This window comes from Micromonospora sp. NPDC048898 (assembly GCF_043198035.1).
GTDB lineage: Bacteria > Actinomycetota > Actinomycetes > Mycobacteriales > Micromonosporaceae > Micromonospora.
The window spans coordinates 131855-147401 of record NZ_JBICUF010000016.1; the positions used below are offsets into that span (position 1 = coordinate 131855).

The following is a 15547-nucleotide window of genomic DNA, read 5'->3' on the forward strand; positions in this document are numbered from 1 at the left end:
CCGGGACGACGACCGACCGCGTTGGATGTTCGCCCGGATACAACACCGGTGTCCGAACGAATCTCCGCCTTGCCGGACCGCCGCCCGGGCTCCGCCTCGGCTCGACCGAGGACTTCGACACATGCCTCAGGCGACTTCTCGCAGGTCCGCGCAAGCCATCGCCGGTTTGCCGACAGCATCGTCCATCCGCAAGTGATCAGAAGCTCGAGGAGGCACAGCCATGTCCCAGGACACCGCGGACCCGACCCGGATGCCCGCCGGCGAGGACGCCAACGGGCCGGAGTCCCCGGCCGTCTCGGACATCGAGGCTTCGTTGGAACTGGTCCGGACCAACGCCCTGCAGCTACTGAAGGGCTTCAGCCACGCGCCCAGCGTGTTGCGCATCCGGGCCGGCGGGGTAACAGTCGAGGCGGAGTGGCCCACCGGCCAACCGCTGCCGGCCGATCCGATCACGCTGCCGACCGCCCCGGCCCCGTCCGTGCCGACGCTGGACGGCCCGGTGGTGCCGGCGGGCGTCGAGGTGCGCGCGCCTGCGGTCGGCGTGCTGTTTCATTGCCCGTCGCCGGGTGCCGCGCCGTTCGTCAAGGTCGGTGACCGGGTGGAGGCTGGCCAACAGATCGCGATCATCGAGGTGATGAAGCTGATGATCCCGGTGGACTCGGCCTGCGCCGGCACCGTAAGCGCGGTTCTGCGGGGCGACGGTGACGCCGTGGAGTTCGACGAGCCGCTGTTCCGGATCGACCCGAGCACGTCCTGAATCCGGTGACGCGGGCGACCGTCACGGCAGCGCGCCGGCGGCCGCCCCGCGGTTCAGGCGACGGCGGGGTAGCGACGGGCGCTGCTGCTCTCCCCTTGCAGGACCGCGAGTTGCAACCGCTGCATCTCGATGGTCGGCTCGACACCGAGCTCCCGATCCAGGATCCGGCGTAGATCCTGATAGGCCTGCAGGGCCTCGGCCCGCCGGCCGGACTCGAAAAGCACCTCGATCAGATGAGCATGGAACGACTCGTTCAGGGGGTGTGCGGAGACCAGTGAGCGTAGTTGCGGCACGAGCTCAAGGTGGCGCCCGAGACTCCGCTCGGCCGTAATCCGCAGGCCAACCGCCTGGATCCGCAATTCGTCGAGGTGAGCCACCCGCGCGCCGAGCACCTCGCCGACAACCAGGCCGGCGAACGCCGGCCCTCGCCACAGCGCCAATCCGGCGTTCAGATAGTCGACCGCCTGCTGGGGGTGGCCCTTTTCGAGCAGTTCACGACCGCGGCGCACGGACTGGACGAAGACGTTGACGTCAATGTCGTCGGGGTGCACCTGGACGCCATATCCGGGTGGCCGGGTAACGACGATGTTTCTGTTCCCGTCGACCATTTCCCGGGTGAGCATGCGGCGCGCGTGATAGATGTAGGTCTGCAGGGTCGTCACGGCACTGCGCGGGGGCTTCTCGCCCCACAGCTCGGCGATGATCGTGTCGACGCCAACGTTCTCCGGACACTGCACCAGCAACAGCGCAAGCACCTGGCTGGTCTTCGAAGCATTGACCGAGAAAGACGATCTTTCGCCGGTGACGATCTCCATCGGTCCCAGAATCTTGAATTGCACGTCACACTCCCCGTGTGTGTCATGTAAGCGACTATGCGAGGGGCCGCAGGCAAGCGAGCTGCCACAAAGCCGCTACGGACAGATGCATCGATGTATCCCTATTTCGTGGATGAGCCCTGACGGCCCCCCACCAACCCCGGCGTCGCTGATCAAAGCTCCCGCGTGCCGCCCGCGTCGGGTCGTGCCCCCTGCCCGCGCCTGGCGATCCACCCTGGCCGCGTAGCGGAAATCATTCCACTTACAGCTACGAGGGGTAATTTTACACAGCCGCTCCGTCATCGCAATGGGACGTCGGCATCCGTCCCGGCGGGCGTCGGAAATTTCCGGTTAACAGATTGTTTCAGCGGCGCAGCCGCGCTGGACAGACCGGTCAATTCACCCTTCCGCACTCAGTGCTGTGATGAACTGCACATCGACTCCAGGCTCTTCTAATGCGGATATTCGACAGGCGGAATAACTACCGAGCCGTACAGGCCGGGGCCGAAGCCCGGCGCGAAAGTCGCATATCCAACAGTCAACCGGCGGGATCCCTCAGGATTCGCCCGGACCAACGCAGATCCCCGCACGAATCCGCCATTCGGCCGACCCTCCGACAGCTGAGTGACGATGCCCGGCCTTGATCGAATTTATTACACTGGCGGATGCACGGGGGGATTCGTCCGCGGCCGTGGAGTGCGCTCGTTCCGGCCGCGGAGTTCTTTTGTATTGAAATCATTCTGATCTGTTTCCATTGCGGTGCGGATCGGACTGCTTCCCGTGCGTACCAGCGCCCTCGATGTTCCGCACATCAGCCGGCGCAGTGCAGCGCCGGCTCAGCTGTCCAGGAAGGACTGGAATGACGATCAGTAGAAGAGGACTCCTTGTCGGCGCAGCCGCGGCGACAGGCGCGATGACGGCCGGAGTGGGTGCCGCGCCGGCCCTGGCGGATGAGCAAACCAACCCCGCAGTCCCGGCAGCCCGCATCGTGGCCCCAGGCGACGCCCGCTACCCCGACGTGGTGGTCGGCAACAACCAGCGCTTCGTCGCCGCACCGGAGGCGGTCTTCCTCGCCGGTTCCACGCAGCAGGTGCTCGACGCCGTCCAGAAGGCGGTGTGGGCCGGCAAGCGGATCTCCGTACGCAGCGGAGGCCACTGCTACGCCGACTTCGTCTACCACTCGGCCACCAAGGTCATCATCGACATGTCGGCGATGAACGCCATCGGCTACGACCAGACCCGCAACGCCTTCGTCATCCAGCCGGGCGCTCTGCTGGGCCAGGTCTACGAGACGCTCAAGAAAGGTTGGAACGTCACTCTCCCCGGCGGGGTGTGCCCGACCGTGGGCATTGGGGGGCATGTCGCCGGCGGCGGCTACGGCCTCCTCTCCCGGCGCTACGGAGTGGTCGCCGATCACCTGGAAGCCGTCGAGATGGTGGTGGTCGACAAGTTGGGTGTCGCCCGGGTCGTGGTTGCCTCGCGCAACTCGGCCGACGTCAACAGGGACCTCTGGTGGGCTGCCGCAGGCGGGGGCGGCGGCAACTTCGGGATCGTGACCAAGTACTGGTTCCGCTCGGTCGGCGCCAGCGGGACCACTCCGGGCCAGCAACTGCCGCAACCCCCGGCCGAGGTGCTGGTCAGTTCGCTGCCGGTCGGCTGGCCCACGCTGACCCAGGCGGCTTTCACCACACTGGTCCGCAACTTCGGCACCTGGTACGAGCGCAATGCCGACCCGTCCTCGCCGTACACGGCGCTGTCCGGGGCAGCGTTCATCACCCACCGGTCGGCCGGCGGCTTCGGCCTGGTGACTCAGATCGACGCGGCGGTGCCGGACGCCGCCCGGATGCTCGACGAATACCTCGCCGCCATCACCCAGGGCACCGGCATCGTCGCGCCGTACCCACCCCGCAGGCTGCGCTGGCTGGCTGCCACCCGCTTGATCGGCACCAGCAACCCGGCGACCATGCTGGATCCCACGATGCGCAGCACTGTGAAGTCGGCGTACATGAGGAAGGGCTTCACCGACTCGCAGATCGCGGCGCTGTGGCGCGGCCTGACCCGCACGGACTACGCGAACCCCAACGCCACAGTGCAACTGACCGGTGTGGCCGGCGGCAGGGTGAACTCACTGTCCGAGTCGGCCACGGCCTACCCGCACCGCAACGCGAGCTTCCTGACGCTGTTCGAGAACTTCTGGATGGATCCGTCGCAGGATGCCGCGCACGTCGGCTGGCTGCGCGACATCTATCACCAGACTTTCGCGGACACCGGTGGATACCCGGTGCCGAATCTGCAGACCGACGGCTGTTACATCAACTCACCGGACATGGACATCCGTGATCCGGCCATCAACCGCACCGGGGTGCCCTGGTCCACGCTGTATTACAAGGGCAACTACGCGGGCCTGCAGCGGGCGAAGGCACGTTGGGACCCGCTGAACACCTTCCGTCACTCGCAGTCGGTCGAGCTGCCGTGAGCAACGGCCGGCCGGCGCACCGAGGCGCCGGCCGGCCGACGCGATGGCTACGGGTGCTCTTCCCTGAGCAGTTCGTCGACCAGGGAGGTGGTGTGGCCCGCGGAACGGAACCGATCGTCGTTCAGAACGGCGGCGAGGAACTCCTGGGTGGTGCTGACTCGCGGGCCGCGTACCCGGAACTCGGCGAGTGCACGACGCATCCGCTCGATGGCCTCATCCCGGTGCGGCGCCCAGATCACCAGCTTGGCCAGGAGCGAATCGTAGTTGGGCGGGATCCGGTAGCCCGGGTACACGTGGGTGTCGACCCGGACGAAGGCACCACCGGCCGGCACGAACTCGTCGACAGTTCCCGGGGTGGGCGCGAAGTTGTGCGCCGGATCCTCGGCGTTGACCCGGCACTCGATCGACACGCCGCGGCGGTGCACGTCGTCCTGGGTCATCGTCAGCCGCTCGCCCGCCGCGATCAGGATCTGCTCACGGACCAGATCCACGCCGGTGACCATCTCGGTCACCGGATGCTCGACCTGGATCCGGCAGTTGACCTCCATGAAATAGAAGGAGCCGTCCGGGTCGACCAGGAACTCGAAGGTCCCCGCGCCGACGTAGCCGGCCGCCAGAGCACCCTGCACCGCAGCCTGCCCCATCCGCTCGGCCAGGCCGTCCGGCAGGTTGGGCGCCGGCGTCTCCTCGATCAGCTTCTGGTGACGCCGCTGCACCGTGCAGTCCCGCTCCCCCAGGTGTACGGCGTTGCCGTGGCCGTCGCAGAGGACCTGTATCTCGACATGACGTGCCTTGGCGAGATAGCGCTCCACGTAGACCCGGCCGTCCCCGAACAGCATCTGTGCGGTGGCCTGGGTGCGCCGGAAGGCGTCGACGAACTCGGCCGCACCGTGCACCACCTGCATGCCGCGCCCGCCGCCGCCGGCGGCCGCCTTGATGATGACCGGAAAGCCGATCGTCGAGGCCAGGTCCCGCGCGGCCTCCGCGTCGAGCGGGTCGAGGCTTCCCGGCAGCAGCGGAAGGCCGGCGCGGGACATCAGGGCTCGCGCCGAGGTCTTGTCACCCAGGGCCGCCATGACCGACGCTGGCGGCCCGACGAGGGTGATGCCCAGCGCCTCGCACGCGTCGGCGAAGTCCGGTGACTCGGACAGGAACCCGTAGCCGGGATGGATGGCGTCGGCTCCGGTCTGGTCCGCCGCCTGCAGCACGGCAGCCGCGTTGAGATAGCTCTGCGTCGGTGGCGGCGGGCCGATTTGCACGGCTTCGTCGGCCAACCGGACCACTGTCGACTCTCGGTCGGCGGTGGAGTGCACCGCCACCGTGGGAATGCCCATCTCCCGGCAGGTCCGAGCGACCCGAACGGCGATCTCGCCCCGGTTCGCGATCAAGATTTTGCGGAACATGTCAGATCGCCTCTTCGCTCATCGTCCGCAGCTCTGCCTCGATCGTCACGGCCGAACCGAACTGGCGGAACCGGGCCCGGCGGTCGACGCCCAGCTCTGCACGGCTCAGTCGGCTGAGTCCGTACAGGCTGTGCCGCAGCGCGGCGCCCAGCCGGTCGGCGGCGAGCAGCCGATCGGCCCCGGTGCCACCGGCGGGTTCCGGGATCACGCCGTCGACGACGCCCAGCCGCAGCAACGTTCGGGCGTCGAGGCCCAGCGCGCGAGCAGCCTCCGGCGCCCTGGCCGGGTCCTTCCAGACGATCGCCGCGCACCCCTCCGGGCTGATCACCGAGTAGACGGCGCTGGCGAAGATCAGCACCTGGTTCGCCACCGCCAGCCCGAGGGCGCCGCCGCTACCACCCTCACCTATGACGACGCTGACCACCGGAATGGTCAGCGCGGCCATCAAGCGCAGGTTTTCCGCGATCGCCACCGCCTGCCCCTGCTCCTCGGCATCCGCGCCAGGGTAGGCACCTGGCGTGTCCACAAGCGTCACCACGGGCACGCCGAGCTTCTCGGCGAGGCGCATCAACCGCGCCGCCTTGCGGTATCCGGCCGGCCGGGGCATCCCGAAGTTGCGCCGAATCAGTTCGGTGGAATCGTGGCCCTTCTGCTGACCGATCACCATGACCGGGCGGTCGTCGAGCCAGGCGAGCCCACCGACGACCGCCGGACACTCGCCGGAGATCCGGTCGCCGTGCAGCTCCAGGAAATCCTCGAAGATCATCGAGAGGTAGTCCAGGGTGGTCGGCCGTTGGATGTCGCGCGCCTCGCCGACGCTGCGCCACGGGTCCTGCTCCGACAGCTGCTGATGGGAGCGGATCACCGGATCGACCATCTCGGGCTCGGTCGGCTGCCGCGAGCCGGCACCGACCCGTAACAGGCGACCGAGTGCCAGCCGCAACCGACGACGCTCGACGATCATGTCGATGAAGCCTCGGTCCAGCAGGAACTCGGCCGTCTGGAACTCCGGTGGCAGCTGCTGGTGGATGGTCTGCTCGATCACCCGACGACCGGCGAATCCCAGCCGCGCGCGAGGCTCGGCGACGATCACGTCGGTCAGCGTGGCGAACGACGCGGCGACACCGCCGAAGGTCGGGTCGGTGATGAGCGCGATGGTGAGGATCCCGGCCCGGTCCAGCTCACCGAGCGCGGCGCTGGTCTTGGCCATCTGCATCAGCGACAGCGCGCCCTCCTGCATCCGTGCCCCGCCCGAGGCGGTGACGATCAGCAACGGCGTACGCTCCACCAGCGCGGTCTCGGCCGCCACGGTGATCAATTCGCCCACCGCGGTGCCCAGGCTGCCGCCGAGGAACCGGAAGTCCATCACCGCCATGACCACCGGGCTGCCGCCGATGAACGCCCTCGCGCAGAGCACCGCCTCGTTGAGACCGGTCTGCCGGCGCGCCCGATCCAGCCGAACCGAGTAGGGCACGGTGTCGGTGAAGCGCAGTGGATCGTTGCCTGTCACGTCGATCGGCAGCAGTTCGTAACGGCCGTCGTCGGCCAACTGGGTGAGTCGTTGCTCGGCGGTGAGCGGCAGGTGCACCTGGCACTCGGGGCACACCCGGGCGTTGCGGTGCAGGCGCTTGCCATAGACCGGCACGTGGCAGCCAGGACAGAGCACCCAGTCCGCACTGCTCTCACGCGCGATGGTTCGGGTCATCGTCGTCCCCTCTGCTTCGTCAGGCGTCAGATCTTGAAGACCTGGGTTGCGTACGCCGCGGCGGCGGGCTCGAACTGCACAGCGATGTGGCTGGCGGCGCTGTTGACGTCGCGCCACACCCGCTGCACGGGGCTACCGGTGGTGTGTCCGGAGGTGCCCGCCGCGCGGAACAACCGGTTCACCGCGGTGACCACGGTTTCCATCGCCAGCGAGCAATCCCGCAGGTTGCGGCTGACCTCGAGCGGCGTGATGCCGGCGCCCTGGTCGGCGACCTGCGCGGCCCGCCGTACCAGTAGTTCGGCCGCATCGATCTCGCCGCTGGCCCGCGCCAGGACCAGGTCGTACGGGCCGCGCTCGATGGCCGGCGCGCCGGGCCGGGCAGCCGCGCCGCGGATCTTGTCGCCCACGTATGCGGTCCACGCCCGCTGGGCGCCGCGAGCGGCGCCCAGCACGGGTGTCACGAACGACAGTCCGTTGACCGCCAGCAGCGGGACCACGTGGCACGCGGCGGTGGAAGCCGCGGGCGTACCGGTGAAGAGGTTCTGCCTGTCGAAGGAGCGCGCCTCGGGCACCACTGTCGCCTCGAGGGTCACCGTGTTGCTACCGGTACCGCTCATTCCGACGTTGGACCAGGTATCGGCGATCTGGTAAGCCGAGCGTGGGACCGCGAACATCCGAGCCGCCGCCGGCCCGTCGGCCGGCACCCGGGCGCAGAGCAGGGCCCAGTCGGAGAAGTCGACGGCGCTGATGTACGGCCAGGCGCCGGAGACCTGCCAGCCGCCAGTCACCCGCTCCGCCATACCGGTCGGCGCCAGCGATCCGACGACCACCGTGCCGGGACCGGCAGCCCAGACCTCGGCCTGCCCAGCGGCGGGCAGCAGGCCGGCCATCCGGCCGAGGTTGGCCACCAGGGACGCACACCAGGCGGTCGCCGCGCAGGACTGCCCGACCCGGGCGACGGCCTCGCTCAGCTCGGTGAAGGTTCCTTCCTTGCCGCCGTGCGCGGCGGGCACGAAGTGCGCCGCGAAGCCGCTGGCGCGCAACGCTTCCACGACGTCGCCGGACAGCCGGCGCTCCGTCTCGGACTGCGGCGCGCAGCGAGCCGCGACCACGGCGAGATCCTCGGCGTCGGCGATGAGATCGGTGGGGCTGGGCGATGGAACGAGCATCCTGTTGGCCTCCTCGTCGGTGCGACCGCGGTCGGCAGGTGGATGCGGCGACGTGGCCCACCGGGCCCGCGCCCGCCCGACGACCATGGCGCGGCACGGTCGAAGACCGCTCGACCAAGGCTGGAGGGTGGCTCGACGCGGGAGCGGGAAGGGCCGGCGGGGACGCTCAGAGGTTGAGGCGCAGCAGGTCGTCGAGACCGCTCTTGAGCACGTCGGTGCCGAGGCCCCGCTCGCGCAGCTGGTAACTGATCAGGGTGGCCGAGACCGGCGCGAGCAGCGCGGCCGCGACGTAGTGCGGGTCGACGTCGGGGCGAGCCTCGCCGAGCAGACTGGCCAGGTGGGTGTGGTAGACCATGTACGGCCCGCTGCGATATCGCGCCACCGGCGAGCTGGTCTCGGTGACCAGCAGCATTTCCAGCTGCGCCTCCACCCGGTCCACCAGGGCGTGCAGGAAGGCGTGGATCCGCTCCGCCGCCGGCGCGCCGGGGCCAAGCGGCGGCGGGCCCTGCAGGAAGGCGGCCTGGAAACCGGCCTCCTCCTCGTCGAGCAGCGCGAAGATCAGTCCGGCGCGGTCGCCGAAGCGGCGGTAGGCGGTGCCGGTGCCCACTCCCGCGGCCCGCGCCACCTCGTCGAGGGCCAGCGCCTTGACGCCCTCGGTGGCGACGATGCGCGCGGCGGCGTCGAGCATCTTGCGGCGGTTGCGGGCGGCGTCGGCGCGTTCGACTCCCGGTTGTCCCGCGATCGACAGTGTCGCGGGGACCGGCGCCGATGCCGCCTCCGGCTCTCCAACCACCCGACGTCCTCTCTCCCGCGGCCACACCCCCGGCAGCCGGTTGCGCCCGTCCACCCATTCTGCCGTGACTGCGCTGTCGCGGCAGTGTACGCAGCCCTTTCGCGGGTGGAGGCCAGCGGTGCCGCGGTCGTTGCAATCGGAAACCTTTCCGGATAGCCTCCTGGATAAGTGGAAGAGCTTCCGCTTAGCTCGTCTTTCGCGAAGGGTCCCATTACCCATGACTGCCAAGGTCGCCGTCATCTACTACTCCTCAACCGGCAACGTCCACGCGCTCGCCGAGGCCGTCGCCGAGGGTGCCGCCAAGGCCGGCGCCGAGGTGCGCCTGCGCCGGGTCACCGAGCTCGCCCCCGAGGCGGCCATCGACCACAACCCCGCCTGGCGCGCCCACCTGGAGGCCACGGCCGACGTGCCCCTCGCCACCCTCGACGACCTGGAGTGGGCCGACGCGTACGCGTTCGGCACGCCGACCCGTTACGGCAACGTGTCCGCTCAGCTCAAGCAGTTCCTGGACAGCACCGGGCCGCTGTGGGCGACCGGGAAGCTCTCCGGCAAGGCGGCCACCGGCTTCACCAGCGCCGGCAACCTCCAGGGCGGCAACGAGTCCACACTCCTCGCGCTCTACAACACGATGCACCACTGGGGGTGCATCATCGTTCCACCCGGTTACACCGACCCGAGTGTCTATGCCGCACACGGCAACCCGTACGGCACCGGCAACGCCGCGTCCGACGACGGCCCCAGCGAGCAGATCCTGGCCGCCGCCAGCTACCAGGGCAACCGGCTCGCCACGATCAGCGCGCAACTGCTGCGCGGCGCCGTCCCCGCCTGACCGTCCCATCGGGGAGGAGACCCGGCGATGACCGACGTGACTCAGCACGAACAGGTGTGGGACGACTTCCGCAACGGTTTCGACAGCACCGGGCCCGGCAGCCGGTGGTTCCACACCACGGCCGGCCCCCACGTCGCCGACGACGGGGTGGTCACCACCTCCGCCGACGGACTGCAGGTGGTTTCCGGTGGGCGGCACCCACGCACCGCGGAGCCCGCCTTCACCCGCACGGTGCCACCCGAGCCCGCCGACGGCGCCGGCCTGCCCGGCGTCCTCGACCACGTGAAGTGGCTGGTCTACGCCCAGCACCAGGCGAGCACCGGGCTTCCCGGCTTCGATGCGACGCCGGGGCGGGTGCTCTCCTGCTCGGCGACGTTCGGCGGGCGCACCTACGGCACCGGCGGTCACCCGTTCGGCGCCGAGGTGGCCGACCCGGACGACGATCTGCGTCTGGCCACCGCGGCGATCAACGCGTTCGACGCGGAGACCTACGTTGTCCTCGACTTCTTCCTGACCAACAAGCGGGTGTACGCCTTCTACGAGCGGTTGCCGTTCGCCCGGGACACGCTCGGCGACTACGCGGCGTTCTCCTACGGCGTCCCGGTCGCCGATCGGGCGCCGGACGACGAGCACCGTGTCGAGATCGGCTACGACCGGTTGGCCGGCACGGCCCACTGGCTGCTCGACGGCCGGGAGGTGTTCCGAGTCGACCGGATCGGACACCATCTGCCCGGCCGCCGGCACCTGGTGCTGGACCACGGTGGCACCGAGACGATCGCGCAACCGCGTCAACTCAACTTCGGCATGGGGCTGTTGAGCCTGCTCGACGGCACAGCACCCGGCCACTCTCCGCACGGGCTGGCCCGGCTCTCCGGCGTACCCGGCTTCTACCTCGACCCAGTCTCGGGCGGGCCACAGAAGTTCGCCGACGAGCACAGCCACGCCGAGAGCCGCCTCTTCGGCCAGGGGGCCGAGCTGCGGGTGCGGCGGTTCACCATCACCGAGGCTGCGCCCCGGTGAACTCACGGGACGTGCTCGGCACCTGGGAGCTGCTCTCCTATGTCGATGTCGAGGGCGACGACGTCCGGCCGGGGCCGCTCGGTGATCGTCCTCGGGGGCTGCTGGTCTACACCGCCGACGGTCACATGTCGGTCAGCATGATGCGCACCGGCCCGGCGCCCGAGAGCGCCGGGCCGGACGACCAGGTCGAGACGTTCATGGGCTACGCCGGCACCTGGCGCGCCAACGGCTCGGAGATCCGCCACGCGGTTCTGGTCAGCGCCCATTCCCGGATGGTCGGCTCGGAACTCGTCCGGCACGCCGCGCTCGATGGCGACGTCCTCACCCTGCACGGCACCTCACCGGTCAACGGCCGGCCCCGCCGCCGCCGGCTCGTCTGGCGCCGCACCACACCGACTCTCTCCAATACCTCAGAAAGGCACGTCACCATGAAGGCACTCGTCGCACCCTCGTACGGCCCGATCGACCAGCTCACCCTCGCCGAGCTGGCCAAGCCGGCACCCGGGCCGGGCCAGATCCTGATCAAGCTGCGGGCGGCAGCGCTCAACCCGCTCGACGTCAAACTCGCCACCGGAGTGATGCGCGAGATGATGCCGGTGTCGCATCCCTTCGTGCTGGGTCTGGACGCGGCCGGCACAGTCGAAGCGGTCGGCGAGGGCGTCACCCGATTCTCCCCCGGTGACGAGGTGGTGGCGTTCACCCACCCGGTCGCCGGCGCGGTCGCGGAGTACACGTTGGCGCTGGACGGCCCCGAGGTGGTGGCCCGGCCGGAGACGCTGGACCCGGTGGACGCCGCTGCTCTGCCGGTGGCCGCGATGACCGCGGCCGGCATTGTCGAGCAGGCCGGGCTGAACAGCGGTGACTCGCTACTGGTGGTCGGTGCGACTGGTGGTGTCGGCTCGTTCGTGGTTCAGCTCGCCGCCCAGGCCGGTGTCCGCGTGGTGGCGACCGCGCCGCCGTCGGACGCCGACTACGTGCGTGGCCTTGGTGCCACGGAGACCATCGACTACACCTCCGCCGACACGACCGAGGAGGCGCTGCGCCACGTTCCCGGCGGAGTCGACGTCGCCGTCGACCTGATCAATGCCGGTCCCGGGCTTGCCGGAACCGCGGCCGCCGTCAAGCCCGGTGGGCTGCTCATCTCTCCGGCCGGTGGTCCGCCGGTCTTCGACCGTGAGGTGCGCGCCACGTACGCGCACATCGAGGCCACCGACGGCCGGCTACAGCGGATCGTCGAGGCGACAGCGTCGGGTCAGCTGCGGGTCGAGGTGAGTGCCCAGTTCCCGTTCGCCGAGGCGCAGCGCGGTGTCGCCGAGTTCGCCGGCAAGCACACCCGGGGCAAGGTCGTCATCACCTTCTGACCGTTCCCACCACGGCGCCCGAGAGGCGAGGAGACCCACGGTGTACGACTTCGCCACCGACCTGGCCGACCGACTGTCCGCGCTGCCCCGAGTTGACTATGCCGATCTGCCCGCCACCCGGGCGGCGTTGCGTGCGGCGGTGGCCCATCACCGGCCGTACCAGCCTTCTCGCCCGGTCGAGGTCGGCGACCGGCTGGTTCCCGGCCCGCCGGGCGCCCCGCCGGTCGCCGTCCGGGTCTACCGGCCGGATGCCGACCGGCCGCAGCCCGCGCTGATCTATCTGCACTGGGGCGGCTTCGTCACCGGAGACCTGGAAACCGTGCACCAGACGTGCCTACGGCTGGCCGACCGGATCGACGCCGTGGTGGTCAACGTCGGCTACCGCCTGGCCCCCGAGCATCCGTTTCCGGCGGGGCTCGAGGACTGCTACGCGGCGCTGGAATGGCTCGCCAAGGAAGGCGCTGACCTCGGCGTCGACACCGGGCGCATCGCGGTCGGCGGGGAGAGTGCCGGTGGTGGCCTCGCCGCGGCGCTCGCCCTCGCCGTCCGCGATCGTGGCGGCCCGGCGCTGCGGCTGCAGTGCCTGCTCTTCCCCGCGCTGGACGACCGCCTGGAAACGGTTTCCGCACGCGCGTTCACCGACACCCCGATGTGGGATCGGCACAACGCGCAGGTGAGCTGGCGGTATTACCTGGGCGACGCGGCCGGGGGCGACGCGGTCGACCCGCTGGCGGCGCCCGCGCGCGCCGACGACCTCGGCGGGCTACCCCCGGCGTACGTGCTGGCGTGCGAGTACGACCCGCTCCGCGACGAGGCGCTGACGTACGCACACCGGCTCATCCAGGCGGGCGTGAAGTCCCGGATCGGCTACCACCCGGGCACCTTCCACGCGTGCATCGCGCTCGGCGACACCGCCACCGCTCAGCAGATCCTGACCGAGCAGGAATCGTGGCTGCGCGACGGCCTGCACTCCCGACTGGCTCCGCACCCGCGACCGGGCGTGCCCGGCGGAAAGGCATGACCGATGACCGTGTGGGACGACTTCAACGACGGCTTCCGGACCGAGGGTGCCGACGCGCGCTGGGCCTACTACCGCCTCGGCGACTACGTCGGTGACGACGCCGAGGTGTCCACCTCGGCGGAGGGTCTGCGGGCGGTGTCGCCCGGTCGGCACCCGAGCACCGGCGAACCAGCGTTCACCCGGACTCTTCCGCAGGAACAGGGCCCGGAGGCGGTGCCGGGCGCCCTCGATCACGTGAAGTGGCTCGCCTACCCCAACCATCTGGCGTCCAGCGGCCACCTCGGCTTCGACGCCGATCCTGGCACCGTGCTCACCTTCGAGGCGTGGCTGTCCGGGCGCACCTACGGCACCGCGGGTCACCCGTTCGGCGCGGCGGTCGCCGACCCCGACGACGATCTGCGCCTGGCCTCGGTGGCCATGCCGGTCCTGGACACCGAGACCGCCATGGTCTTCGACTTCTTCCTGACCAACAAGCGGGTGTACGTCTTCTACGAGCGCCTGCCGCACGCCCGGCACGAGCTCGGTGACTACGCCGCGTTCCTCTACACGGTGCCGGTGGCGTCACGCCAGCCGGACGACGAACATCATCTGGTCCTCTCCTATGACCGGGCGGCCGGCACGGTCCGGTGGCAACTCGACGGCCGCGAGGTCTTCGCCGTCGACCGTCTCGGCTACCACCTGCCCTCGCGCGAGCACCTGATGCTCGATCACGGAGGCAAGGAAACTCGCACCGAACCTCGGCAGCTCGCCGGCGGTCTGGGGCTGTTCACCATCCTCGACGGCGCTCTGCCCGGGCACGACGCGGCCGGCCTGGTTCGGCTCACGCCCGCCGCCGGGCACTACCTCGACCCGGTCGGCGGCGGCGCGCAACGCTTCACCGACGAGCAGAGCCGGCCGGAGAGCCGCCTTTTCGGCCAGGGCGCCGAGCTACGTGCCCGCCGCTATCTCGTGTCGCAGACGCCGTCCGTCTGAACTCGGCCCCCGTATGGTCGGGACGGGGCCCCGGGACGACATCGCCGGCGACACCGGTGCGTCCCGAGGGCCGCAGTCCGTTGTCATCTCCTTACTTGGAAGGAATCGCGGATGCATAACCGCGTGCTCGGCCAGAACCTGACCACCTCCGCTCTCGGCCTCGGCTGCATGGGCATGAGCGAGTTCTACGGTGACCGCAACGACGTCGAGTCGGTCGCCACGATCCACCGGGCGCTGGAGCTGGGCGTCACCCTGCTCGACACCGCCGACATGTACGGCCCGTTCACCAACGAGGAGCTGGTCGGCAAGGCCGTCGCCGGCCGCCGCGACCACGCGGTGGTCGCCACGAAGTTCGGCGTGGAGCGCCGCCCCGAGGATGGCTATTTCGGCATCAACGGCCGCCCTGACTACGTGCACCGGGCCTGCGACGCGTCGCTGCGCCGGCTCGGGGTGGACCACATCGACCTGTACTACCAGCACCGCGTCGATCCACAGGTGCCGATTGAGGAGACCTGGGGCGCGCTGGCCGAGCTCGTCGCGGCGGGCAAGGTGCGCCACCTCGGTATTTCCGAAGCCTCGGCGGACCTGGTGCGGCGGGCGCACGCCGTGCACCCGGTGACCGCTGGACAGTACGAATACTCGTTGTTCAGCAGGGAGCCGGAGACCGAACTGCTGCCCACCCTGCGTGAGCTGGGCATCGGGCTGGTGGCGTACTGCCCGCTCGGGCGGGGGCTGCTGACCGGCGCGATCACCGATCTCACCCAGCTGGAGGCCGACGACTACCGGCGCGGTACGCCCCGGTTCCAGGGCGACAATCTGCGGCACAACATGGAGCTGGTGGCGCGGGTGCGCGAACTGGCCGCAGCCAAGGGCGTCACCGCCGCCCAGCTGGCACTCGCCTGGGTGCTCAGCCGCGGCCCTGACGTGGTGCCGATCCCCGGCACCAAGCGACGTCGCTACCTGGCGGAAAATGTCCAGGCACTAGACGTCGAGCTGACCGAGGCCGAGCTGAACGCGATCGACGCGGCCACGCCGCCCGGCGCCGCGGCCGGCGGCCGCTACCCGGAGCAGCCGCCGCTGGCGCGCCGCGGTGCACCAACCGGGGGGGGGGGGGGGGGGGGGGGCCCCCCCCCCCGCGCGGGGGGGGGGGGGGGCCGGCCCGCCCCCCCCCCCCCCCCGGCGGCGCCCCCGGGGGGGGGGGCCCCCCCGCCGGCCGGGCGGGGAGG

General features: G+C 70.3%; 13 protein-coding genes. 8 read left to right on the forward strand and 5 right to left on the reverse strand.

Features of this window, described 5'->3' with window-relative positions:
- Positions 1–220 precede the first annotated feature (220 nt).
- A complete protein-coding gene (locus ACGFIQ_RS30205) occupies positions 221–757 on the forward strand; it encodes an acetyl-CoA carboxylase biotin carboxyl carrier protein (RefSeq protein WP_393248891.1) in 537 nt (178 codons plus the stop codon).
- 53 nt (positions 758–810) lie between these two features.
- Here the strand turns inward: ACGFIQ_RS30205 and ACGFIQ_RS30210 are convergent, their stop codons facing one another.
- Positions 811–1596: a BTAD domain-containing putative transcriptional regulator gene (locus tag ACGFIQ_RS30210; protein WP_393248892.1), complete on the reverse strand. Its 786-nt coding sequence runs from the start codon at positions 1594–1596 to the stop codon at positions 811–813.
- A gap of 775 nt (positions 1597–2371) precedes the next feature.
- Here ACGFIQ_RS30210 and ACGFIQ_RS30215 point away from each other — a divergent pair.
- Positions 2372–4048, forward strand: a complete 1677-nt coding sequence (locus tag ACGFIQ_RS30215; protein WP_393248893.1) for an FAD-binding oxidoreductase — start codon at positions 2372–2374, stop codon at positions 4046–4048.
- A 47-nt stretch (positions 4049–4095) separates the two neighbouring features.
- On the opposite strand, the gene ACGFIQ_RS30220 is transcribed toward ACGFIQ_RS30215, so the two are convergent.
- The 4 genes from ACGFIQ_RS30220 to ACGFIQ_RS30235 all read right to left on the reverse strand — a co-directional run bounded on the left by ACGFIQ_RS30220 (position 4096) and on the right by ACGFIQ_RS30235 (position 9118).
- On the reverse strand, positions 4096–5451 hold the full coding sequence (locus tag ACGFIQ_RS30220) for an acetyl/propionyl/methylcrotonyl-CoA carboxylase subunit alpha (protein WP_393248894.1): 1356 nt from the start codon (positions 5449–5451) through the stop codon (positions 4096–4098).
- Position 5452: 1 nt separating this feature from the next.
- The gene (locus ACGFIQ_RS30225) at positions 5453–7156 is read right to left on the reverse strand and encodes an acetyl-CoA carboxylase carboxyltransferase subunit alpha (RefSeq protein WP_393248895.1); all 1704 of its coding nucleotides are present in this window, start codon (positions 7154–7156) and stop codon (positions 5453–5455) included.
- 26 nt (positions 7157–7182) lie between these two features.
- Positions 7183–8325 carry a hydrolase gene (locus ACGFIQ_RS30230; RefSeq protein ID WP_393248896.1) on the reverse strand — a complete coding sequence of 381 codons (1143 nt, stop codon included), beginning with the start codon at positions 8323–8325 and terminating at the stop codon, positions 7183–7185.
- Positions 8326–8491: 166 nt separating this feature from the next.
- Positions 8492–9118 (reverse strand): TetR/AcrR family transcriptional regulator, encoded by a 627-nt coding sequence (locus ACGFIQ_RS30235; RefSeq protein WP_393248897.1) that lies wholly within the window; start codon positions 9116–9118, stop codon positions 8492–8494.
- A gap of 217 nt (positions 9119–9335) precedes the next feature.
- On the opposite strand from ACGFIQ_RS30235, the gene wrbA reads away from it, so the two are divergent.
- From wrbA to ACGFIQ_RS30265, 6 genes are all read left to right on the forward strand, one after another.
- Positions 9336–9947 (forward strand): NAD(P)H:quinone oxidoreductase, encoded by a 612-nt coding sequence (wrbA, locus tag ACGFIQ_RS30240; RefSeq protein WP_393248898.1) that lies wholly within the window; start codon positions 9336–9338, stop codon positions 9945–9947.
- A 27-nt stretch (positions 9948–9974) separates the two neighbouring features.
- Positions 9975–10967: a DUF6081 family protein gene (locus ACGFIQ_RS30245; protein WP_393248899.1), complete on the forward strand. Its 993-nt coding sequence runs from the start codon at positions 9975–9977 to the stop codon at positions 10965–10967.
- A complete protein-coding gene (locus ACGFIQ_RS30250; protein WP_393248900.1) occupies positions 10964–12328 on the forward strand; it encodes a lipocalin-like domain-containing protein in 1365 nt (454 codons plus the stop codon). Before ACGFIQ_RS30245 ends, ACGFIQ_RS30250 begins: the two co-directional genes overlap by 4 nt.
- 40 nt (positions 12329–12368) lie before the next feature.
- Positions 12369–13349: an alpha/beta hydrolase gene (locus tag ACGFIQ_RS30255; RefSeq protein WP_393248901.1), complete on the forward strand. Its 981-nt coding sequence runs from the start codon at positions 12369–12371 to the stop codon at positions 13347–13349.
- 3 nt (positions 13350–13352) lie between these two features.
- Entirely contained in the window at positions 13353–14321 is a 969-nt protein-coding gene (locus ACGFIQ_RS30260; RefSeq protein ID WP_393248902.1) for a DUF6081 family protein, read from the forward strand.
- Positions 14322–14432: 111 nt separating this feature from the next.
- The coding region (locus tag ACGFIQ_RS30265) for an aldo/keto reductase (protein WP_393248903.1) at positions 14433–15547 on the forward strand (1115 nt) is incomplete at its 3' end.

Excerpts from the sequence above, each read along its gene's own strand:
- ACGFIQ_RS30205 (WP_393248891.1), top strand. The coding sequence starts at position 221 with ATGTCCCAGGACACCGCGGACCCGACCCGGATGCCCGCCGGCGAGGAC.
- ACGFIQ_RS30215 (WP_393248893.1), top strand. The coding sequence starts at position 2,372 with ATGTTCCGCACATCAGCCGGCGCAGTGCAGCGCCGGCTCAGCTGTCCA.
- ACGFIQ_RS30220 (WP_393248894.1), bottom strand. The coding sequence starts at position 5,451 with ATGTTCCGCAAAATCTTGATCGCGAACCGGGGCGAGATCGCCGTTCGG.
- ACGFIQ_RS30225 (WP_393248895.1), bottom strand. The coding sequence starts at position 7,156 with ATGACCCGAACCATCGCGCGTGAGAGCAGTGCGGACTGGGTGCTCTGT.
- ACGFIQ_RS30230 (WP_393248896.1), bottom strand. The coding sequence starts at position 8,325 with ATGCTCGTTCCATCGCCCAGCCCCACCGATCTCATCGCCGACGCCGAG.
- wrbA (WP_393248898.1), top strand. The coding sequence starts at position 9,336 with ATGACTGCCAAGGTCGCCGTCATCTACTACTCCTCAACCGGCAACGTC.
- ACGFIQ_RS30245 (WP_393248899.1), top strand. The coding sequence starts at position 9,975 with ATGACCGACGTGACTCAGCACGAACAGGTGTGGGACGACTTCCGCAAC.
- ACGFIQ_RS30260 (WP_393248902.1), top strand. The coding sequence starts at position 13,353 with ATGACCGTGTGGGACGACTTCAACGACGGCTTCCGGACCGAGGGTGCC.